Origin of the sequence: Nocardia rhizosphaerihabitans (assembly GCF_014646295.1) — a bacterium.
GTDB lineage: Bacteria > Actinomycetota > Actinomycetes > Mycobacteriales > Mycobacteriaceae > Nocardia > Nocardia rhizosphaerihabitans.
On record NZ_BMNE01000011.1, the window covers coordinates 157,610 to 178,977 of the forward strand.

The window sequence follows — 21,368 nt, forward strand, 5'->3', positions numbered from 1 at the left end:
GTTCACTTCTCTCGAAACATGGTGATTCCCATGACGATCCGTCATGCCGTCGACCCGATGGCGCCCACTTCCGACACCTGGATACGCACCAGGGTGCTCGTACTCAACGCCAGCTACGAGGCCCTCGACGAGATCACCGCCGACCGGGCCGTGACACTGCTGATCAGCGGCGCCGCGGAGACCGTCATCGAGCGCGCGCCGCGGTTCCCGATCCGGTCCCAGCACCTGGTCATCGGGCTGCCGGAGACGATCCGGCTGCTGCGTTACGTCTACCTGGGCCATGTCGCCGCGGTGGGTGAGGACAGCCGCGCCACGCTGGCCGGTGTCCTGCGCCGCGACAAGCACCGCTGCGGCTACTGCGCCGACTGGGCGCAGACCGTCGACCACATCCGCCCGCGCAGCAGGGGTGGACCGAACACCTGGGGCAACCTGATCGCCTGCTGCGGCCCCTGCAATACGAGCAAGGCCGACCGCACCCCCGAAGAAGCGGGGATGCGGCTGCTGTGGGAGCCCAAGGCTCCCGACCCGCTGGCCCGCACCCAGCGCCGGATCTGGAAGGAGTACGCGCCGTGACCACCACCGACCTCGCACTGACCGAACTGCTGACTCTGTCCGATTCCGGGCAATGGCACCGCGCCGCCTGCCGGGGTGACCCGAACCACGAGGCCTGGTTCCCGTACCCGTCGCAGGACTTCGACTACGCCCGCCGGATCTGCGCCGGTTGCCCGTTGCTCGCGGGGTGCACCGAGTACGCGGCGCAGACCGGACAGTCGGGGGTCTGGGGTGGTCGTGAATACGACCGCGGACGGGTGATCCGCGAGTGACCGGCCGGGGCCGGGTGCCGTCGTGACGCCCGGCCCCGCGCTGTGACCAGCGTCGATGCGCACCGGTATGCACCGTGCGACCCGCCGAGGTCGTGTCCTTAAACTTGCCCCGTGGGTACTCATCGCAGCGGGACCAGATCTCGAAGTATCAGCAAGGGTCCGGTTATCGCGGCATCGGTACTCGTGCTGGTGCTCGTGGCCGTGTTCGCCTGGTTCCAGCTCAGCGATCGCGCCGCCAGCACCGACGTCGCGGCCGCCGCCGAATGCGTCGAGGGACCGGCATCGCTGGACGTCACCGTCGATCCGGCGATCGCGGGCCCGGTCCGCGCCGCCGCCGACCGCTACAACGCGAGCAAGCCGCGGGTGCGTGACCACTGCGCGCGGGTGGAGGTGTCGGCCCGCCCGTCGGCCGCCCTGGTAGCGGGCCTGGCCGATACCGGCAAGTGGGATCCGGCGCTCGGCCCGAAGCCGGGACTCTGGATCGCCGATTCCAGCCGCTCGATCGAACTCGTGCGCGTGCCGGGCCTGATCGAGGGCACGCCCGCCTCCATCGCCACCAGCCCGATCGTGCTCGCCGTGCCCGACGCGCTGCGCCTGGCGCTCGAACAGCACCAGATCGCCTGGTCCGATCTGCCCCGCCTGCAGCAGGGCTCGCTCGACGAGCTCGGCCTGTCCGGCTGGGGTGGGCTGCGGATGGCACTGCCCGTCGGCGATGCCACCACCGCCGCGGCCGCCTCGATCGGGGCCGCCGTGTCGGGTACCGAGCCGCTGACCGAGCAGGCCGCCGGTTCCGGCCAGGTCGTCGCCGCGATCTCCGGGCTCGCCGCCGGCGCCCAGGTCACCGCCGACGTGGTGTCGGCGATGGGGGCGATCACCGCCGACCCCACCGCCGACGAGGTGCACGCCGTCGCCGCCACCGCGCAGCAGCTCGGCACCGGCGGGCTCACCGCTTTCCGGCCGGTCGGCACCGCGCCGCTCGCGGATTATCCCGCCGCCCTGCTGTCGGGCCCGTGGGTCGACAAGACCCAGAACCTCATCGCGTCCCGGTTCATCGACTTCCTGCGCGCCCCCGAACAGGCAGGCGCGCTGGCGACCGAGGGGTTCGGCCCGGCCATCGGTTCGGCGCCGGCCAACCCGGACAGGGCGGCGCTGCAGAAGGTGCAGGCCACCCTGGCCAACCCGGTCCTCGGCGTGAATGCCACGGTGCTGCTCGATGTCTCGTCGTCGATGGGCACCGCGGAGGGATCGATGACCCGGCTGGCGAACGCGGGCGCGGCGCTGGCCTCGACGCTGACGGTGATGCCGCCGGACTTCGGCCTCGGGCTGTGGACCTTCGGCAAGAACCTCGACGGCACCACCCCGTACAAGGTGCAAGTCCCCACCGACCTGCTCACCGACACCCAGCGCAACGCCGTCGGCTCGGCGGTGACCACCACCAAGGCGACCCAGAGCACCACCGACCAGGCCTACCCCAGCCTGCTCGCCGCCTACCGCGCCGCGGTCGCCGCCTACTCCCCCGGCCGCACCAACTCGATTCTGGTGATCACCGACGGCCCCGACGACGACTCCTCGCTCACCGGATCCGCGCTCGTCGCCGAGATCACCGCCGCCACCAAGTCCGACAAGCCCGTCCGGATCGATGTCGTCGTGGTCGGCGGCCAGGGCACCCAGACCATGCAGACCCTCGCGCAGCAGACCGGTGGCACCTACACCCGCGTGCCGACGAGCAACGACCTCAGCTTCGGCACCGCGGTGGTCAAGGCACTCACCACCCCCTGACCCGGAACGGCCACGCGGGCAACATCATGTCGCCCACGCGGCCGGGCGCTGCTCGAACGACTGCGTCAGCAGAGTCCGTCAGGGTGAGACCTCCACCAGCGCACCGGATTCCATCGCGACCCACAGGTGACCTGCGGCGTCGACGGTCAGGCCGTGTGGTTCGGCGCCGGGCAGGGCGAGGTGGTCGATCACGCCGTCGGTGGTGATCCGGCCGAGCCTGCCTGCCGCCCACTCGGTGAACCACAGCGCACCGTCGGGGCCGGTGACGATCGCGTGCGGGCGCGCGGCGGGGTCGGGCAGGGCGAATTCGGTGACGGTGCCGTCGGTGTCGATGCGCCCGATGGCGCCCGCGCCGATTTCGGTGAACCACACCGCACCGTCCGGGCCGGCGGTGATGCCGACCGGCGCGGCGGCCGGGGTCGGCACCGGGTACACCGTGCGGGCCAGGTCGCGATCCACCCGGCCGATCGCATTGCCCTGGTTCACCGTAAACCACAGGGCGCCATCGGATCCCGTGGTGATCATCGAGGGCATGCCCTCGATGTCGACGCGGTCGATCGTGCCGTCGGCGGCGAGCCGCCCCACGCGGCCGGATTGCAGCTCGGTGAACCACAGTGCGCCGTCGGGTCCGGAACACGCACCGTAGGGACCGTCCAGCGCGATGCCGGTCACGTCGCCCTCGGCCGTGATGCGGCCGAGCCTGCCGCCCTGGAACTCGGTGAACCACAACGCATCATCGGGACCGGTCACGATGACGGTGGGTTGCCCGTCGGCGGGATCGAGGGCGAATGTCCGCACCACACCATCGCCATAGCGGCCGATCATGCCCTGCGCGACCAGGGTGAACCACAGCGCGCCATCCGGCCCGGCGGTCACCCCGTACGGCGCGCCCGGTACCTCTACCACCTGCACGATGTCAGCCAAAGTCCTGAATTCCCTTCTGTATTCCCCGGAATCGACGGCGCAGCGCACGATCGTGCGACACCACGACCACCGCGCCCCGGTAGTCGTGCAGTGCCTGCTCCATCTCGTCGACCAGAGTCAGCGACAGGTGGTTGGTCGGTTCGTCGAGCAGCAGCAGATCATGGTCGCCGGCGAGCACCCTGGCCAGTGACAATCTGCGCCGCTGCCCCTCCGACAGGGTGCCGACCGGGCGATCCAGCAGCTCGGGCGCGAACAGTCCGGTCGCGACGAGCGAGGTCCGGCCGAAACCGTATGTCTCGGTGACGGTTCGGTCCGGGTCGAAGCGGTCCGCCTGGCGCAGGTAGCCGACCCGGCCGGGCGCCGAGGCGTGGACCGCGTCGAGCAGCGTCGACTTTCCCGCCCCGTTCGGGCCGTGGATCAGCAGCCTGCCCCGCGGTCCCAGCGTCACGGGCCCGATGGCGAACTCGGTGTCCGAGCCCACGGCGGCGAATCGTCCACGGAAGCGCAGGGGTTCGGGCGGACACGGCACCGGGTCCGCGCGCAGGCGGCGCAGGCGTTCGGCGGTCTGGCGGACCCGCGAGGCGACCGAGCTCTGCACCCGGCCCGCATTGCGGTCGTAGGCCATCTTGTTGTTGTCCGACATCGCGCGCCCGTGCGCCACCTGCTGGGCGGTGGTCGTCGCGAACTCCTCGAGTCGCCCGACCTCGCCGCGCCACTGCGCATAGGCCTGTTCCCAGCGCACGCGAGCCGCGGCCTTCTCGGCCAGGTAGCCGGTGTAGCCGCCGCCGAAGCGGGTCAGGCCGCCCTCGGCCACCTCGATGATCGCCGTCACCACCCGGTCGAGGAAGATCCGGTCGTGGGAGACGAGCACGACGGTGCCGTGGTGGGTTCGCAGCCGGTTCTCCAGCCAGGTCAGCGCGTTCTCGTCGAGATGGTTGGTCGGCTCGTCGAGCAGCAGGACCTCCGGCGAAGCCGCGAGCAGGCAGGCCAGTCCTAGCCTGGCCCGTTCCCCACCGGACAGGCTGTCGAGTGACCGGTCCCGATCGAGCCCGGCCAGGCCGAGTCCGTGCAGCGACGCGTCGACCCTGGCGTCGGCGGTGTAGCCGTCGCGCGCCTCGAACCGGGTGAGCAGTTCGCCGTAGCGGTCCATGTCCTGCGCTTCGGCGGCGGCGTGCATGCCGCGTTCCAGGTCCCGCAGCTCCGCGAGCGCCAGCTCGATCGCGGCGCCGACGGTGTCACCGGCGAGTGTCTGCGCGAGGTGGCCGAGGCCGCCGTCGGCGCTGACGATCACCGATCCGGTGTCCGCGCGGTCCAGTCCGGCCAGCACCCGCAGCAGCGTCGACTTCCCCGACCCGTTCTCACCGACGATGCCGACCCGCTCGCCGGGCCGGATCGTCGCTGTCACGGTGTCGAGCACGGGCCGGTCCGCGTAGGACTTCGACACTCCGCGCAGACTCAATTGAGTGGTCAAACAGCGCTCCAATCGCTACGTGTGTAGCTTTAACACTACAAACCCTGCCCAACTAACGCAACGGGAGTAGTTTTTGGAACCGCAACGACGACCCGGCGGACGCAGCGCCCGGGTGCGGGAGGCCGTGCTCGACGCGACGGCGGCCGAACTCGCCGAGCACGGCTACCAGGGCCTGAGCATGGAATCCGTCGCCCAGCGGGCCGGGGTCCACAAGACCACCGTCTACCGGCGCTGGCGTGGTCCGGAGGGTCTCGTCGCCGACGCGCTCGCCCGCGCGGCCGACCAGTCATGGCCGATCCCGGACACCGGCAGCCTCGTCGACGACCTGCGCGGACTCACCGAACTGCTGCGCACCGGCTTCACCGACCCTGAAGCCAGTCCGGTCGCAGCGGCTTTCGTCACCGCGGGCATGCAGCACCCGGATGCGGCCGCGGCACTGCGCAGCTTCTATGCGGCACGGCATGCCGAGGCGGCGGTGATCATCGAACGAGCCATCGCGCGAGGGGAACTCACCCCCGGTGTCGACGGAACGGAGATCGTCCGGCTCGCGGTGGCTCCCCTGTTCCACCGGCTGTTCATCACCCACGAGCCGGTCACCGCCGAACACGCCCGCCGAGCCGCCGACGCCGCGGTCACCCTCGCCGAATCATCGTGGGCCGCAGGATCTTCGGCTCCGTAGACGACAACGAGCCCCGCCGATGTGTACGGCGGGGCTCGCTATCGGAGGACTGTCAGTCTTCGTAGGCGTCCAGCGGCGGGCAGGAGCAGACCAGATTGCGGTCACCGAAAGCGCCGTCGATGCGGCGCACCGGCGGCCACACCTTCGGGCGGGTGTGGCCGATGCCATGCGGGTAGACCGCGACCTCACGGCTGTAGGGGTGGTCCCACTCGCCGACCAGGCTCGCCGCCGTGTGCGGCGCACCGCGCAGCGGGTTGTCGGTCACCGGCCACACACCGGCGCCGACCTGGTCGATCTCACCGCGGATGGCGATCATCGCGGCGATGAACTCGTCGAGCTCCTCGAGGTTCTCGCTCTCGGTGGGCTCCACCATCAGCGTGCCCGCCACCGGGAAGCTCATGGTGGGCGCGTGGAAACCGTAGTCGGCCAGGCGCTTTGCCACATCGTCGACGGTGACACCGGTCTGCTTGGTGATCTCGCGCAGGTCGAGAATGCACTCGTGGGCGACCATGCCGTTCTCGCCGGTGTAGAGCACCGGGAAGTAGGCGTCGAGGCGGCGGGCGATGTAGTTGGCCGAGGCGATCGCGGTCAGCGTCGCCTCGCGCAGGCCCTCGGCGCCCATCATCCGGATGTAGGCCCAGGTGATCGGCAGGATCGAGGCCGAACCGTAGTTGGCCGCCGACACCGCGTGCGAACCGGCTTCGCGGGGATCGCCGGGCAGATACTGGGCGAGGTGCGAGCGCACCGCCACCGGGCCGACGCCGGGACCGCCGCCGCCGTGCGGGATGCAGAAGGTCTTGTGCAGGTTCAGGTGGCTGACATCGCCGCCGAACTTGCCCGGGCGGGCGAGGCCGACCAGGGCGTTGAGGTTCGCGCCGTCGACGTACACCTGGCCGCCCGCGTCGTGCACGAGCGCGCACAGTTCGGCCACCTCGTGCTCGTAGACGCCGTGCGTGGACGGGTAGGTGATCATGATGCAGGCCAGCCGGTCGGCGTGGTCGGCGATCTTGGCGCGCAGGTCGTCGAGATCGACATCGCCGTTGTCCCGGCACTTCACGACCTCGACGCGCATGCCGACCATGGCCGCAGAGGCCGCGTTGGTGCCGTGCGCGCTCGACGGGATCAGGCAGGTGTCGCGGTGATCGTCGCCGCGATCGAGGTGGTAGCGCCGGATCGCGAGCAGGCCGGCGTACTCACCCTGGCTACCGGCGTTGGGCTGCAGGCTCACCGCGTCGTAGCCGGTGATCTCGGTCAGCCACTGCTCGAGGTCGCCGATGAGCTTCAGCATGCCGGGCACGTCCTCGGTGGGCGCGAACGGGTGCAGCCGGGCGAAACCGGGCCAGGTGATGGCCTCCATCTCCGCGGTCGCGTTGAGCTTCATGGTGCACGAACCGAGCGGAATCATGCTGCGGTCCAACGCGATGTCCTTGTCCGACAGCGAACGCAGGTAGCGCAGCATGGCGGTCTCGGTGTGGTGGCGGGTGAAGGCCGGGTGCGTCAGGTAGTCCGAGGTGCGGGTCTCGATCGCGGCGGGCTGGGCGCTCGCGGTGTCGGGAGTCCGTGCGGTGCCGAAGGATTCGACGACCGCGGCCACATGCGCGTCGGTGGTCGCCTCGTCGCAGGCGATCGCGACGTGATCGGCGTCGACCAGGCGCAGGTTGATGCCCTGCGACTTCGCCTTGGCGACAACGGCTTCCGCACCGCCGGGCACATACGCCAGCACGGTGTCGAAGAAGTTGTCGTGCACCAGCGCGGCGCCGATCCCGGCCGCGACGGCCGCGGCGTGCCCGTGCACCCGGCGCGCGATGGCGCGCAGCCCGTTGGCACCGTGGTAGCTGGCATACATGGCGGCGACGATGGCCAGCAGCACCTGCGCGGTACAGATGTTGGAGGTCGCCTTCTCACGGCGGATGTGCTGCTCCCGCGTCTGCAGGGCCAGGCGGTAGGCCGGGGCGCCGTCGGCGTCGACGGACACGCCGACCAGGCGGCCGGGCAGCTGCCGGGCGAAGGCGGTGCGCACGGCGAGGTAACCGGCGTGCGGGCCACCGAAGCCCATCGGCACGCCGAAGCGCTGCGTGGTGCCGAAGCACACGTCGGCGCCCTGCTCGCCGGGTGGCGTGATCAGCGTCAGCGCCAGCAGGTCCGCGCCGGCGGCGACGAGCGCGCCACGCTCGTGGGCGGTTGCGAACAGCGCGGTGTAGTCGACGATCCGGCCGGAGGCGCCGGGAGTCTGCACGATCACGCCGAAGAAATCGCCCTCGGGCAGCTCACCGGAGGACAGGTCGGCCTCCACGATCTCGATGCCCAGCGGCTCGGCCCTGGTGCCGATGATGGTCTTGGTCTGCGGGAACAGATCGGCGTCGAGAACGAGCCGGTTCGACTTGGACTTGCCGGCGCGGCGCAGCAGCGTCGTCGCCTCGGCGGCCGCGGTGGCCTCGTCGAGCATGGAGGCGTTGGCGACGTCCATGCCGGTCAGATCCGACACCATGGTCTGGAAGTTGAGCAGCGCCTCGAGCCTGCCCTGGCTGATCTCGGGCTGGTACGGGGTGTAGGCGGTGTACCAGGCCGGGTTCTCGAGCAGGTTGCGCACCAGCACCGGCGGGGTGAGGGTGTCGTAGTAGCCGAGGCCGATCATCGAGGTGGCGACGGTGTTGGAGTGCGCCAGCGCGGCCAGTTCGGCGAGCACCTCGTGCTCGGTGCCGGGCGCGGGCAGCGCGCCGAGGCCGGACTCGTCGAGAATCGTCGCGGGCAGTGCCGTGGTCGCGAGCGCGTCGATCGAGTCGACGCCGACGATCTCGAGGATCCGGGCGAGTTCGTCGAAATCGGGTCCGATGTGGCGGTCGGCGAACGAACGGGTCACGGCAGCTCCAAGGTCGGGCGGGTCGACCGTGTGGTCGACGGGTACCAGCCCTCCCCCTCTGTCGTGGCGCCTGAGAGATTCGGCGACTCGGCCGCATACGGCCGTGTCCCTTTCCCCGTGGGCGGGCAGCCGGATGCCACCGCTTTCCAGAGGCGTCGAATCACCGTGCGGTCCCTGTTGCCTGAGAGATTGACGGGGAGGTGCTGCTCCTTCGGCGCCCGGACTCTCACGAATCCAGGACTCTCCCGCACGGCGGCGACGCTAACCCAGTCTAATGGCACGGCGAACCACCACCGTCACGCACACGATGTAGCGCTCGTCACGCAAGCCGCGAGCACGCAAGCACATGGGTAACTCACCGGGAACGAGCGAACCCGGCCCGCACATCACCTCCGGCCGCGCAGGCTAATTGCCCAGCACCTGAGTCTGGCCCGAATACGCGGGGTGGCGGGCAAGCGCTCGTCACTACTAGCCGGTCTTACGGTTCTCCCGCACCTTGCGCCGGAAGGACAGTTCGTCCTCGGGCCGGTCGGTGATCTCGGTGGCTCGTTCGGCCGGGAAGTCGGCGATCGCCCCGGTCAGTTCCCGCATGGCGCCGCTGACCGCGATTCCGAAGACGCCCTGCCCGCCCTGCAGTAAATCGACTACCTCCTCGGGCGAGGTGCACTCGTACACCGTGGTTCCGTCGGAGAACAGCGTGATCCCGGCAAGATCCGGCACCCCGCGGCTGCGCAGATGATCGACCGCGATCCGGATGTTCTGTAAAGAGACGCCCGCGTCCAACAGCCGCTTCACGATTTTGAGGACCAGGATGTCCTTGAACGAGTACAGCCGCTGACTCCCCGAACCCGCTGCCCCTCGAATCGACGGCACAACCAGCCCGGTGCGGGCCCAGTAATCGAGTTGACGGTAGGTGATGCCGGCGACCTGACACGCGCTCGGCACCCGGTAGCCGACCAGATCGTCCGGAACCGAGTCGTCCGGGAACAAGCCAGGCTGCACCACATCCTGCGATTGCTCTTCCACTGACCACTCCTTGCTCTGCCGACGTTCTCGAGTACCGGAGTCACGACGGATGTTGCCCGACTTTCGAGGTTACTCCTGCCATTGTCGGACCTGCACCGTTGTCGCACCAAGCACCGCGCGCGGCGATTCCCTCGACCTCTACTTCAGGTCTAGAAGATCGGGAAGTGAATCAGCTGTCCGTGGCTTTGAAGTCGTCGGGCGAGACCGACTCGAGGAACTCCTTGAACTTCTCGACCTCGTCCTCGCGCTCGTCCGGCATCACCAGCCCGGCCTCGGCGAGTACCGGTTCCTCGGCGAAGATCGGGCAACCGACCCGCAGCGCGATGGCCACCGAATCCGACGGCCTGGCCGAGACCCGCAGATCGCCGTCGAAGACGAGATCGGCGTAGAAGGTGCCCTCCTGCAGATCGACGATCCGCACTTCCTTGAGGGTGTGCCCGAGTTCGGTGATCAGAATCTTGATCAAATCGTGAGTGAGCGGGCGGATCGGGGTGACCCCCTCCTGCTCGAGCACGATCGCGGTCGCCTCGGCCTGCCCGATCCAGATCGGCAGGTACCGCTCGCCCGCCGCTTCCCGCAGCAGCAGCACGGGCTGGTTCTGTGGCTGCTCGACACGGATGCCGATTACGCGCATCTCGCTCATGCGTTGTCCTGCCTCCCATACTCGCCGCCGGCCGGCACGACAGCTGCCCAGCTCGCCGTACCCACGAGTCTAGGCGAATTCCGGTCGGTGCAACGAGGACGTCCGAGCCGAAATCGGCGTGTTGCCGGGGTGATACCCGATCCGGCGCTCGGGTGTGTCAGTTGCCGAGCGCGGCGCGTACGGCAGCTTTCACCAGTGCCGCGTGCAGGTTCAGCGACAGTGCCGCCAGTTCGCGGACGGTCTCCTCGGCGCGGGCGCGCGCGTCGGCGTCGCGGCTCTTGGCGATGGGCGCGGCGATCTGGGCGACGAGGGCGGCCTCGCGATCGGCGGCCAGTTTGAACGCGCGCAGATGCCGGGCCTCCAGCCCGAATTCGGCCATCGATTTGGCCGCGTGCGCCAGCGTCACCGCGTCGGATTCGAAGAAGCCACCCGCGCCGGGGACGATCAGGCCTGCGCGCAGCAGGTCGTCGAGGAATTTGTCGTCGATGCCTGCCTTGTCGAGCAGATCTGCGCGGGTGAGGCGCACGCCGCCCTCGACGCGCAGTTCATCCGGCGTGATCTCGCCGGGGACGACGCCCAGTCTGCGCGGCGGTGCCGGGCTGGCGTCGTCGGTGTCCGCGCGCGCGGCGCCGGACAGCGACTGCCCGGCCTCCGCGGCGCTGTGGTGGGAGTGCGCCCTGGCGCGCGCTTCACGCACGCCCAGGGTCGCCGCACCACTGTCGATCGCTTCGAGTTGCTCCTTGATCACCTTGAGCGGCAGGTACTGATCGCGTTGCGCGGTCAGCACGAAACGCAGCCGTTCGTAGTCGGCCACCGAGAACCGCCGGTAACCCGACGGCGTCCGCTCCGGCCGGATCAGGCCCTCGGATTCGAGGAACCGGATCTTGGAGATGGTGATATCAGGAAAATCTGGTCGCAGCAGGTCTAACACGGAGCCGATCGACATCCCTCCGCGCGCCCACTGCGCCGCCCCTGTCACAGCACTGCGCCCTTGCCGAGCACCAGCACCGTAGGGGTCATCGCGACCCCGCGCCCGACGCCGACTCGTTCGTCTGCGCGCGCGGACCGGTCAGGAAGACCAGCCGGAACTTGCCGATCTGGACCTCGTCGCCGTTCTGCAGCTCCGAGGAGTCCACCGGCTCCCGGTTGACGTAGGTGCCGTTGAGGCTGCCCACATCGACGACCTGGAACGAGTCGTCGTCCTGACGGAACTCCGCGTGCCGACGGCTGACAGTGACGTCATCGAGGAAGATGTCACTGTCGGGATGGCGACCGGCCGAGGTGGTCGGCTGATCCAGCAGAAAACGCGAGCCCGCGTTCGGACCCCGCTTGACCACCAGGAGGGCCGCGCCGACCGGCAGGCCCTCGACGCCCTGCACCGGCTGTTCGCCGGTCGGCTCTCCGGAGCGCGACGCGTCGACCTCGTTGAGGAAGTCCGCGCGGAAGACCGACGTCGTCTCGGCCGCGGTCTCCCCGTAACCCGGGTCCCTGTTCTCGCTCACCGTTTCTCTCCTCCTCGAACCTGATTATCCATGCAAGCAGGTGCTGTATTCGGCGACACGACCGGCGCGATCACATCGCCAGGAAAAAGATCCCGGCGTCGATTCCCCGACGTATCCGCTTGGCTTTGACCGTACCCTGCCGGGGCGCACCCGTGCAGGGAGAACTGTGAAGGCTGCTTCAGCCCCCGATAACTCCTTGATAACCCGCCGCATCCAGCAGTTCACCGAGGGCGGAATCCAGCGCCGCCTCCTCGTCGAAGGCGAGCTCGAACAGCCAGCCCGCGTCGTACGGATCGGTGTTCAGCGTCTCCGGTGCCTGCACCAGATCTTCGTTCACCGCAACGACTTTCCCGCTCAGCGGAGCGTAGATGTCGGACACGCTCTTGGTCGACTCGACCTCGGCGATGCTCTCGCCGGTGGTCACATCCTTGTCGACATCGGGCAGCTGGACGAACACGACGTCACCCAGCTGTGACTGGGCGTAGTCGGTGATGCCGACACGAACCGCCGTGGGGCCGGTCCGCCGCACCCATTCGTGCTCTTCGGTGTAGCGCAGATCCTCAGGGGTCCGGGTCACAGGACGTCCTTTCGTCGTCAACGTTGCACGCAACAGTATCGACTAGCTCCCACGGTGCGGCACAGGCGGTATCGAACGCGCGACCGCGACCGCCAGCCCCACGTAGAGCGCCCCGGTCCACACGTACAGGGCGGTGCCCCAGATCAGCAGTGCCCAGCCGAAGGCCCAGCCGAAACCTGCCCCTGCCCAATCCATCTCCCCCGTGAGCAGCCACGGCAGGGCCGACATCAGCGCGAAGGTGGCCGCTTTGCCGAGGTAGATCACCTCGGGGGCGGGCAGTTCACGGCGCTTGTATACCGACAAGGTCACGGTGAGTATCAGATCGCGACCGATCAGGATCACCGCGATCCACCACGGAATCAGCCCGCGTGCGACGAACGCCACGAGCGTCGTCACGAGGTATAACCGGTCGACGAGCGGATCGAGCAGGGCGCCCAGCCGGGAGGACTGGTCGAGCAGCCGAGCGAGTTTGCCGTCGAGGAAATCGGTGAAGCCCTGTGCGATCAACAGCGCGAACGCCCAGCCGTCGGCATGGCGGACCAGCAACAACCACAAAAACACCGGGATGCCGATCAGCCGGATCAGGCTCAGCACATTGGGCACGGTCAGGATGCGATCGCTGAACACGCCACCGGTTGCGGTGTCGTTGGTGCCCGGCGTTCCCGATTCGGTTGCCACGCCCCTGCATACCGCACCGACCCCCGCTTGCGCCATCCGGCCACGCCGAAACTTCCGGCCGCGTTCTGTTGCCCGGCGATCGCGGTGCCTGTCCGGCGGCGAACCGCTAACCTGGGCACTTGTGTCCGACAGTGGTTTAGATCTGCGTACCTACGTCTCCGCCGAGGACGCGCGCGAACGCGGCCGCGCCGCCAGGGATCGGGTCCCGGTGTCCGCCCGCGACCGGGCCGCGGAGAGCCCGGACCGGCCGAGCGTGCTCGAGTTCGTCGAGGCGAGCAACCGGGGGCGGATCGAACGCCTGATCCCGCTGCGGATCGGCCGGATGACCGCCTCGCCGTTCACCTTCTTCCGCGGGGCCGCCGGGCTGATGGCCGCCGACCTCGCCGCGGGACCGGACAGTGGCCTGCCCGCCCAGATCTGCGGTGACGCCCATGCCGCGAACTTCGGCCTCTACGGCACCCAGCGCGGCGAGATCGTCATGGATATCAACGATTTCGACGAGACCGTCCTCGGCCCGTGGGAATGGGACCTGGAACGGCTCGCCGCCAGCCTCGTGCTGGCCGGGCGCGAGGGCGGCGCCGACGAGGACGACTGCGTGCGCGCCGCCCGCGATGCCGCCCGCTCCTACCGCCGCACCGTCGCCGAACTCGCCGACATGCCGTTCCTGCAGTCCTGGACCGCGATGCACGACGAGTCGATCCTGACCGAGGCCAAGGCCGAGGATCTGCTCGACGACTTCAAGAAGGCCGCCAAGAAGGCGCGCAAGAACACCAGCGCCAAGGTCGTCGCGAAGTGGACCGAGCGTCTCGACGATCACGAGACCGATATCAGCAAGCACCGGTTCGTCAGCGATCCGCCGATCCTCACCCCGGTCGAGGAGCAGGTCACCGAGGCTGTGATCGACGGGCTGGAGCGCTACGCGGGCACCATTCGGGAGTCCCGGCGCAACCTGCTGGCCCGTTTCGCGGTCTCCGATGTGGCGTTCCGGATCGTCGGCACCGGCAGCGTCGGCCTGCACAGTTATGTGGCGCTGTTGCACGGCAACGACGGCGAGGCGCTGGTGCTGCAGGTCAAGCAGGCGAATCCGTCCGCGCTCGCACCGTTCCTGCCGCCCGCCGCACCACGGCACGAGGGTGAGCGCATCGTGGTCGGCGCGCGCAGTGTGCAGTCCGAGACCGACATCCTGCTCGGCTGGACGACGATCGAGCTCGACGGCTCGATCCCGTTCATCGTGCGCCAGTTCCGCAATCTCAAGGGCAGCATCGACCCGGCCGAGCTCTCGGCCGACGATCTCGACGACTACGGCAGGCTCGCCGGGGCGTTGCTGGCCAGGGCGCACTCCCGGTCGCTCGACCCGCGCACGCTGGCCGGCTATCTCGAAGCCGACGACGACAAGTTCGACGAGGCGATCGCCCGCTACGCGGTGCGCTACGCCGACCGGACCGAGGCCGATCACGCCGAGCTGGTCGCCGCCGTCGAGGCGGGCAAGATCGAGGCCGAGCCGAGCTGAACACCGGCCGTATCCTCCCCGGCAACCGCCGGTCATCGAGCTACGATGTACGCCAACGGTTCTCGGCCCGCGGCGCCAACGACCCAGAAGGGCGGACTCCATGCTCGTGCGCGTGCAGAATGCGGCAGGCACCGATGCCGAGCTGGCACTGATCGATTGGCTGCGCACCTGGAAGGATCCGTCCAGGCCACACGGCGTCGCCACGATCAACTGCAGCCTGTTCCAGGACGACCGGCTGCACCAGTTCGACGCGGTGGTGTGGACGCCGACCAGTTGCGTGGTGATCGAGGCGGAGACCTTCACCGCGTCCCAGGACGGCGTGCTGGAGATCCCGCTCAACGGCCCGTGGATGGTCTCCGGTGAACTCGCGCAGTTCGCGGGCGCCGAAAAGTCGACGCCGCTGGAACGCTCCCGTGAGCACACCTTCGCGCTGCAGAACTATCTCGCGGCGCGCGGGCTCGGCCAGCGCGCGGTGCACGGGCTCGGCGTCATCGTGCCGATGCGGGGCGCGCAGATCGACGTGCACCAGGGGTGGAGCGATCCCAGCTTCGACGTGATCGTCACCGACGATCCGCACCGGCTCGAGCAGTACTTCGAGATGCTGGCCGCGAAGGAACACAACCTCTGGACGGCGAACGACATCGCCATCGCGTTCCGCGGCCTTGGCATCCTGCCCTATCTGCCCGCACCCCAGGATCTGCTCAACGAGGGCTTCCTCGGCCCGATCGATGTGACCCTGTGGCACGGCGGCCCCACCCAGGCCCAGGCCGAGCAATACGCCGAGGAACAGGCGCAGCGCGAGCGCGAGCTGCAGAACCGCGGTCTGGTCGCGCCCTGGTACAGCCCGTGGAAGCTGTACCCGCGGGTCGACGGTGATCTCGACTTCGGCCGCGCGTTCCTGCGGATCACGCTCGCGATCGGCATGATCATCGCGATCGTCTGGGTGCTGTGGTTCGTGGTGACCGCGGTGCTCACCTACGGTCCCGCCTGAGCCACCGCTCGTCGTCGCGTCCGTGATCGAGGAAGTTTCCGCGCGTACCGCCGTCCGCGCGACGGCGATCGGCGCGGGCGCCGCTGTCACGGCCGCGATCCCGCTGACGTTCCCCGCGGACGGCGGGCCGACCGGCCTCGACTCCGCGGTGGCCGACCCGATCGCCGACGCGCTCTCCCCCGGCCTCGCCGAGGTACTCGTCGCGCCGAGCAGCGGGCCCGTCGTGCTGATCCTGTTGCTCACGGCATTCGGCTGGTTCGCCCTGCGGCGCCGATGGTGGCGGGCGGTCACCATGCTGGTGGTTCCCGAGATCACGCTGGCGATCAACACCTGGCTGCTGAAACCGTTGTGGGACAGGCAACTCCACGACTATCTCGCCTATCCGAGCGGGCACACCGTCCATCTCGTCGCTGTCGCAACGACTTTCGCGTGCCTGCTGCCGAACCCGAAGGCGCGGGTCACGGTCGCGGCGATCACCGTGCTCGCGCTGGTCTCGATCACCGCCGGCATGGTCGAGCTCGGCTACCACCACCCCACCGATGTGCTCGGTGGGGCGGCGGCCGCCGCGGCCATGGCGATCGGATTGTGCTGGCTGGCTGACCTGCTGCGAGTCAGGACGCGGGGCTAGTTCCGTTCGAAAACGCTGGCGTCGTGCAGCATTTCGGCGCGCAGCATCTTCTCGGGCACACCCATCGCCTCGACCAGGGTCAGCGCGTCCGGACGCAGCCGGTCGACGAGTTCGTTGACCCCGCGCCGGACCGCCTTGGCCCGTTCCACCGACATGAAGCGGTGCATGATGTACCAGGCCAGGTTCTCCTCCAGCGAGGCGTACACGTAGAGGTCGCAGACGGTTTCGGCGAGCGCCTTGGCGTCGGGGTCCTCGATGGTGGCGATCCCGTCGACGAATTCCTCGAGCACCAGCCGGTCGATGTGCGCGGCGCCCGCGGCCAGGATGTGGTCCTGGGCGTTGTTGAACGCCTCGAACGGACCGGTGTCGGCGGCCCTGGCGCGCAGCCGGTGCGCGGCGGTCCGCAGCAGGTAGTCCTCGCGATCGGCGAACAGCTGCAGCTGCACCGAGCGCTTGGACAGGTCGCCGTCGTCGACGCTGTCGTCGCTGCGGTCGCGCAGGGTCTGGATCAGCTGGCGGACACCGGATCGTTTGCGCACCACGTCGCCCGCCATGGTGGCGGCGAACTTCACCCAGCCGAGGGCGTCGAGGTCGCGGACCTCGTCGGAGTAGGCGGTCAGAAGCTCTTTCGCGACGAGCTGGGTCAGCACGACATTGTCACCTTCGAAGGTGGTGAACACGTCGGTGTCGGCCTTGAGCGTGACGAGGCGGTTCTCGGTGAGATAGCCCGCGCCGCCGCAGGCTTCGCGGCATTCCTGGATCGCGCGGGTGGCGTGCCGGGTCTGGGCGACCTTCAGGCCCGCGGCGCGCTTCTCCAGTGCGCGCTGAGAGCCGGGTTCGGTGTCCTTGCCGGACTGGATCAGGTCCATCCGCCGCACCAGGTCGTTCTGCGCGAAGGCCAGTGCGAACGACTTGGCAACCAGCGGCAGCAGCCTGCGCTGATGGCTGCGGTAGTCCATCAGCAGGGTTTCCTCGCCGGTGTCGGGGTCGGAGAACTGACGCCGCGCCAGCGCGTAGCGCACGGCGATACTCAGCCCGACCCGCGCGCCCGCCGCCGCGGCGCCACCGACGCTCACCCGGCCGCGCACCAGCGTGCCGAGGGTGGTGAAGAAGCGGCGGCTGGGGTTGTCGATCTCGGAGGCGTAGGTGCCGTCCGGATCGACATCGGCGTAGCGGTTGAGCAGGTTCTCCCTGGGCACCCGGACCTGGTCGAACACGATGCGGCCGTTGTCGACCCCGGGCAGGCCGCCCTTGATGCCGTCGTCGTAGGTGGTCACCCCGGGCAGGTCGGCGCCGCGCTCGTCGCGGATCGGGACCAGCAGGCAGTGCACGCCCTTGTTCTCCCCGCCGGTGATCAGCTGGGCGAACACCGCCGCCATCCGCGCGTGCACGGCCGCGCCGCCGATGTAGTCCTTGCGGGCCGACGGCGTCGGAGTGTGCACCACGAATTCCTGGGTCGCCGGATCGTAGGTGGCGGTGGTCTCGATATTGGCGACGTCGCTGCCGTGCCCCGACTCGGTCATCGCGAAGCAGCCGAGCAGGTCGAGCGAGATCAATCGCTTGATGTAGTCGCGATGCCGTTCGGTGCCCAGGTTCTCCACCGCGCCGCCGAACAGTCCCCACTGCACACCGGATTTCACCCACAGCGACAGGTCGGTGTAGGCCAGCATCTCCAGGCCGGTGACCGCACCGCCCGGGTCGCCGGTGCCGCCGTTCTCGGGCCGGAACCCGCGTTCGGCGTATCCCATGGTCGCGATGGCCCGCATCTGGTCGAGTACGCGCGCCCTGGCCGCGTGGATGTCGAGTTCCGGATCGCCGGTGAAGCGGTCGTCGGCGAGCTGGACTCGCGCCTGGTCTCTCACCGCGCGCCAGGGTCCGTCCAGCGCTGCGCGGAGATGTTCTGCCGTCGTCGTTGTGCCGGTAGCCATGTCTTCGACCCTAGCCGCGTCGCGGACGGGGTGGCGGCCCGAAACTCGCCGGAACAGACTCTTGCTCGACGATTGAACAGTCGTTTAGTATGTTGAACATGTGTTCAGTCAACAGCCCGTACCGCAAGGACCCTCCCCCGACCTGACCACCGCCGCCCGGATCCGCGATACCGCGATCGACCTGTTCGGACAGCAGGGTTTCGGTGTCGGCGTCCGGGCGATCGCCGCGGCGGCCGGAGTCTCACCCGGCCTGGTGAATCACCACTTCGGCTCCAAGGACGGCCTGCGCGCCGCGTGCGACGATCGTGTGCTCGAGATCATTCGCGACGAGAAGCTGCGAGTCATCCGCTCCGCAGGTCCCACCGGGATGCTCACCGCGATGGCCGAGATCGAGATGTACGCCCCCCTGGTCGCCTACATGCTGCGCAGCTTCCAAGCCGGCGGCGCTCTGGCGGAATCCCTGCTCGAGCACATGATCGCCGACGCGGTGCAGTACACGCAGACCGCGGTCGAGGCGGGCCAGCTCAAACCGAGCCGCGATCCGGCGGCCCGGGCCAGATACATCGTGCTCTGCCATGTCGGAGCCATGAACCTCTATCTGCAGATGCGAATCCAGCGTGAGGGACAACTCGACTACCGCAAGGCGATCCGGGATTTGTCCGACGAGATCACCTTCCCGGCCCTCGAGCTCTACACCCAAGGCATGCTGACCGATTCGACACTGCTCGACAGCCTCATCGAGGAGTAGACGATGCCCTCCCACACCACCGATCGGGTCATCGAAGTCCGTGACCTGCGTAAGACGTTCGGCCGCTTCACCGCGCTCGACGGGCTGGACCTGCGGGTCGGCCCCGGCGAGATCCACGGGTTCCTCGGCCCCAACGGCGCAGGCAAATCCACCACGATCCGGGTCCTGCTCGGCGTGCTGCGCGCCTCCGGCGGCGAGGCGTCGCTGTTCGGCCGCGACCCGTGGACCGATGCGGTTGCCCTGCACCAGCGGATCGCTTATGTCCCCGGCGATGTCACGTTATGGCCCTCGCTGTCGGGCGGCGAGACGATCGACCTGCTCGCCCGGATGCGCGGCGGGCTCGACCAGACCAGGCGGGCCGAGCTGATCGAGCGCTTCGAGCTGGATCCGGCCAAGAAGGCCCGCACCTATTCCAAGGGCAACCGGCAGAAGGTCGCCCTGGTGTCGGCGTTCTCGGCCGACGCGGATCTGCTCATCCTCGACGAGCCGACATCGGGTCTGGATCCGTTGATGGAGCAGATCTTCCAGGACTGCGTCCGCGATGCCGCGGCCCGCGGGGCGACCGTGCTGTTGTCGAGCCACATCCTGTCCGAGGTCGAGCACCTGTGCGACCGGGTGACGATCATCCGCGCGGGCCGCACGGTCGAATCCGGCTCGCTGGACCAGCTGCGGCACCTGAGCCGCACCGCGATCACGGCCGAACTGATCGGCGATCCGGGCGATGTCGGCGCGCTGCCGGGTGTCGACGATGTCGAAATCGACGGTTCCACTCTGCGCTGCCAGGTCGACGCCGAGCACCTGGGCGGGCTGATCCGCGTCCTCGGTGACGCGGGCGTGCGCAGTCTGACCAGCGCACCGCCCACGCTCGAGGACCTGTTCCTGCGGCACTACCACGTCGAGAGCGACGCGGCCGTCACCGGAGAGAAGGTGCGGGCATGACCGCCATCGCCGCTACCCCGAGATTTGTCGGAACCACCCGCACCGCAAGCGAATTCGCGGGCACCGGGCAGATGCTGCGACTGTATCTGCGGCGCGACCGGATCATCGCGCCCGCGTGGTCGCTGCTGATCGGGTTGATGCCCGCGCTGCAGGTCGTCTCGGTCAAGGACCTCTATGCCACCCAGCAGCAGCTGGACAGCTTCGCCACGACGACGGCAGCCAGTCCCGCACTGCTGGCCATGTACGGTCCGGTCTTCAACTCCTCGCTCGGGTCCATCGGTACCTGGAAGGCCGGGGCGATGTACGCGATGATCGCGATCGCCGCCGTGCTCACGGTAATCCGGCATACCAGGGTCGAGGAGGAGACCGGGCGCGCGGAACTGGTCGGCGCCACCAGCATCGGCCGTTTCGCCGGTCTCACCGGCGCGCTGCTGCTGACCTTCGGCGCCGCGGCGGTGGCCGGAATCGCCTGCGCCGCTTCGCTGCTGGCCGCCGACCTGCCCGCGGCGGGCTCGGTGGCGTGGGGGGCGGCGCTGGCCGCCTCCGGATTCGTGTGGGCCGCGGTGGCCGCGGTCGCCGCCCAGCTGAGCAACGGGGCACGGATCGCGCGTGGTGTGGCGCTCGGTGCGCTGGGCGCCGCCTTCGCGGTGCGCGCGGTGGGCGACGCCGGAAACGGTGTGCTGTCGTGGTTCTCGCCGCTGGGATGGTGCCTGCAGATCCGTCCGTATGCCGAGGAACGCTGGTGGGTGCTCGTCCCGCTCGCGGCCGTCGCCGCCGGCGCGACGCTGCTCGCCTACCAACTGCTGCGCACCCGCGACCTCGGCGCGGGCCTGCTCGCCGACCGTCCCGGCCCCGCCGCGGCAGGCCAAGTCCTCTCGGGCCCGGTCGGTCTGGCCTGGCGGTTGCAGCGCGGCTCGATGCTCGGCTGGACAGTCGGTTTCGGCCTGTACGGTCTGCTGATCGGTGGCGCGGTCAACAGCATCGGCGGCATGCTCGACGACAGCGGGACCCTGCAGGACGTGGTCACCGCGCTGGGCGGTTCCGACGACCTGGAGAAGTCGTTCATCGCCTACGCGATCACCATGCTGGCGGCGGCCGCGGCCGCGTACTCGGTGTCGTCGGTGCTGCGCCTGCACGAGGAGGAGAACTCGGGCCGCGCCGAGGCGGTCCTGGCGGCAGCGGTGGGCCGGGTGCGGTACGCGTCGAGCCACCTGCTGTTCGCGATCGCCGGTCCCGCGGTGGCCCTGCTGGTATCCGGCATCGGAATCGGGGTCGTCTGGGGCGCAACCGATGGCGATGTCGTCGGCAAGCTCGGTCAGTCGCTCGGTGCCGTCGCGGTGCAGCTACCCGCGGTGTGGGTGGTCACCGCGATCGCCCTGCTGTTGTTCGGCGTCGTCCCGAAGTACGCGCCGCTGGCCTGGGCGGTGCTGAGCGCGATGATCGTGATCGTGCTGCTCGGATCGCTCGGCACGTTCCCGCAGTGGCTGATGGATCTGGTGCCGTTCGTCCACCCGCCCAAGCTGCCCGGCGCGTCGTTCGCCCTCGCCCCGATCGCCTGGCTTCTCGCCGTCACGATCGCAGGCACCGTCCTCGGTCTGGCTGCCTTCCGACGCCGCGACCTGCGCTGAGGGAACCGGCCGGCGCGGGCTTGCCGCGTCGGC

Annotated in this window: 20 protein-coding genes and 1 riboswitch; of the genes, 10 read left to right on the forward strand and 10 right to left on the reverse strand. The window is 69.3% G+C overall.

Annotated elements, in window-relative coordinates; all coding sequences use genetic code 11:
* Window positions 1-30 precede the first annotated feature (30 nt).
* From IEY60_RS32065 to IEY60_RS32075, 3 genes are all read left to right on the forward strand, one after another.
* On the forward strand, window positions 31-573 hold the full coding sequence (locus tag IEY60_RS32065; protein WP_189034275.1) for an HNH endonuclease: 543 nt from the start codon (window positions 31-33) through the stop codon (window positions 571-573).
* Window positions 570-824 carry a WhiB family transcriptional regulator gene (locus IEY60_RS32070; protein ID WP_189034276.1) on the forward strand — a complete coding sequence of 85 codons (255 nt, stop codon included), beginning with the start codon at window positions 570-572 and terminating at the stop codon, window positions 822-824. Before IEY60_RS32065 ends, IEY60_RS32070 begins: the two co-directional genes overlap by 4 nt.
* Before the next feature lie 111 nt (window positions 825-935).
* Window positions 936-2,603, forward strand: a complete 1,668-nt coding sequence (locus tag IEY60_RS32075; protein WP_189034277.1) for a VWA domain-containing protein — start codon at window positions 936-938, stop codon at window positions 2,601-2,603.
* 78 nt (window positions 2,604-2,681) lie between these two features.
* Here IEY60_RS32075 and IEY60_RS32080 read toward each other — a convergent pair whose 3' ends face one another.
* Complete coding sequence (locus IEY60_RS32080) at window positions 2,682-3,509, reverse strand: Vgb family protein (protein ID WP_444543810.1); 828 nt, start codon at window positions 3,507-3,509, stop codon at window positions 2,682-2,684.
* A 10-nt stretch (window positions 3,510-3,519) separates the two neighbouring features.
* Complete coding sequence (locus tag IEY60_RS32085; protein ID WP_189034279.1) at window positions 3,520-4,998, reverse strand: ABC-F family ATP-binding cassette domain-containing protein; 1,479 nt, start codon at window positions 4,996-4,998, stop codon at window positions 3,520-3,522.
* A gap of 73 nt (window positions 4,999-5,071) precedes the next feature.
* Between IEY60_RS32085 and IEY60_RS32090 the strand changes: the two genes are divergently transcribed.
* Window positions 5,072-5,677, forward strand: coding sequence for a TetR/AcrR family transcriptional regulator (locus IEY60_RS32090; protein ID WP_229740312.1), 606 nt, complete (start codon window positions 5,072-5,074; stop codon window positions 5,675-5,677).
* Window positions 5,678-5,729: 52 nt separating this feature from the next.
* On the opposite strand, the gene gcvP is transcribed toward IEY60_RS32090, so the two are convergent.
* From gcvP to IEY60_RS32125, 7 genes are all read right to left on the reverse strand, one after another.
* A complete protein-coding gene (gene gcvP / locus IEY60_RS32095; protein WP_189034280.1) occupies window positions 5,730-8,537 on the reverse strand; it encodes an aminomethyl-transferring glycine dehydrogenase in 2,808 nt (935 codons plus the stop codon).
* A 158-nt stretch (window positions 8,538-8,695) separates the two neighbouring features.
* A riboswitch (glycine riboswitch) is annotated at window positions 8,696-8,795 on the reverse strand.
* 210 nt (window positions 8,796-9,005) lie between these two features.
* Entirely contained in the window at window positions 9,006-9,563 is a 558-nt protein-coding gene (locus tag IEY60_RS32100; protein ID WP_189034281.1) for a MerR family transcriptional regulator, read from the reverse strand.
* Window positions 9,564-9,732: 169 nt separating this feature from the next.
* Complete coding sequence (locus IEY60_RS32105; RefSeq protein ID WP_019046780.1) at window positions 9,733-10,206, reverse strand: bifunctional nuclease family protein; 474 nt, start codon at window positions 10,204-10,206, stop codon at window positions 9,733-9,735.
* Window positions 10,207-10,363: 157 nt separating this feature from the next.
* Entirely contained in the window at window positions 10,364-11,152 is a 789-nt protein-coding gene (gene ftsR / locus IEY60_RS32110; protein WP_189034282.1) for a transcriptional regulator FtsR, read from the reverse strand.
* Window positions 11,153-11,222: 70 nt separating this feature from the next.
* The gene (gene odhI, locus IEY60_RS32115; RefSeq protein ID WP_189034283.1) at window positions 11,223-11,708 is read right to left on the reverse strand and encodes an oxoglutarate dehydrogenase inhibitor Odhl; all 486 of its coding nucleotides are present in this window, start codon (window positions 11,706-11,708) and stop codon (window positions 11,223-11,225) included.
* A 178-nt stretch (window positions 11,709-11,886) separates the two neighbouring features.
* Entirely contained in the window at window positions 11,887-12,285 is a 399-nt protein-coding gene (gene gcvH, locus IEY60_RS32120) for a glycine cleavage system protein GcvH (protein WP_189034284.1), read from the reverse strand.
* 42 nt (window positions 12,286-12,327) lie between these two features.
* On the reverse strand, window positions 12,328-12,963 hold the full coding sequence (locus IEY60_RS32125) for a CDP-alcohol phosphatidyltransferase family protein (protein WP_189034285.1): 636 nt from the start codon (window positions 12,961-12,963) through the stop codon (window positions 12,328-12,330).
* Between the two features lie 121 nt (window positions 12,964-13,084).
* On the opposite strand from IEY60_RS32125, the gene IEY60_RS32130 reads away from it, so the two are divergent.
* The 3 genes from IEY60_RS32130 (at window position 13,085) to IEY60_RS32140 (ending at window position 16,092) form a co-directional block, all read left to right on the forward strand.
* Window positions 13,085-14,473 (forward strand): DUF2252 domain-containing protein, encoded by a 1,389-nt coding sequence (locus tag IEY60_RS32130; RefSeq protein ID WP_189034286.1) that lies wholly within the window; start codon window positions 13,085-13,087, stop codon window positions 14,471-14,473.
* 112 nt (window positions 14,474-14,585) lie between these two features.
* Window positions 14,586-15,464 carry a nuclease-related domain-containing protein gene (locus IEY60_RS32135; protein ID WP_229740313.1) on the forward strand — a complete coding sequence of 293 codons (879 nt, stop codon included), beginning with the start codon at window positions 14,586-14,588 and terminating at the stop codon, window positions 15,462-15,464.
* 22 nt (window positions 15,465-15,486) lie between these two features.
* Entirely contained in the window at window positions 15,487-16,092 is a 606-nt protein-coding gene (locus IEY60_RS32140; RefSeq protein ID WP_229740314.1) for a phosphatase PAP2 family protein, read from the forward strand.
* On the opposite strand, the gene IEY60_RS32145 is transcribed toward IEY60_RS32140, so the two are convergent.
* Window positions 16,089-18,020, reverse strand: a complete 1,932-nt coding sequence (locus IEY60_RS32145) for an acyl-CoA dehydrogenase family protein (RefSeq protein WP_189034288.1) — start codon at window positions 18,018-18,020, stop codon at window positions 16,089-16,091. The genes IEY60_RS32140 and IEY60_RS32145 overlap by 4 nt on opposite strands.
* A gap of 100 nt (window positions 18,021-18,120) precedes the next feature.
* On the opposite strand from IEY60_RS32145, the gene IEY60_RS32150 reads away from it, so the two are divergent.
* Genes IEY60_RS32150 through IEY60_RS32160 form a run of 3 tightly spaced genes read left to right on the forward strand, consistent with a single transcriptional unit; the run spans window position 18,121 to window position 21,335 of the window.
* Window positions 18,121-18,768, forward strand: coding sequence for a TetR/AcrR family transcriptional regulator (locus IEY60_RS32150; RefSeq protein ID WP_189034289.1), 648 nt, complete (start codon window positions 18,121-18,123; stop codon window positions 18,766-18,768).
* 3 nt (window positions 18,769-18,771) lie between these two features.
* Complete coding sequence (locus tag IEY60_RS32155; RefSeq protein ID WP_189034290.1) at window positions 18,772-19,707, forward strand: ABC transporter ATP-binding protein; 936 nt, start codon at window positions 18,772-18,774, stop codon at window positions 19,705-19,707.
* A complete protein-coding gene (locus IEY60_RS32160) occupies window positions 19,704-21,335 on the forward strand; it encodes an ABC transporter permease (protein WP_189034291.1) in 1,632 nt (543 codons plus the stop codon). The genes IEY60_RS32155 and IEY60_RS32160 overlap by 4 nt, the downstream gene beginning before the upstream one ends.
* Window positions 21,336-21,368: the final 33 nt, after the last annotated feature.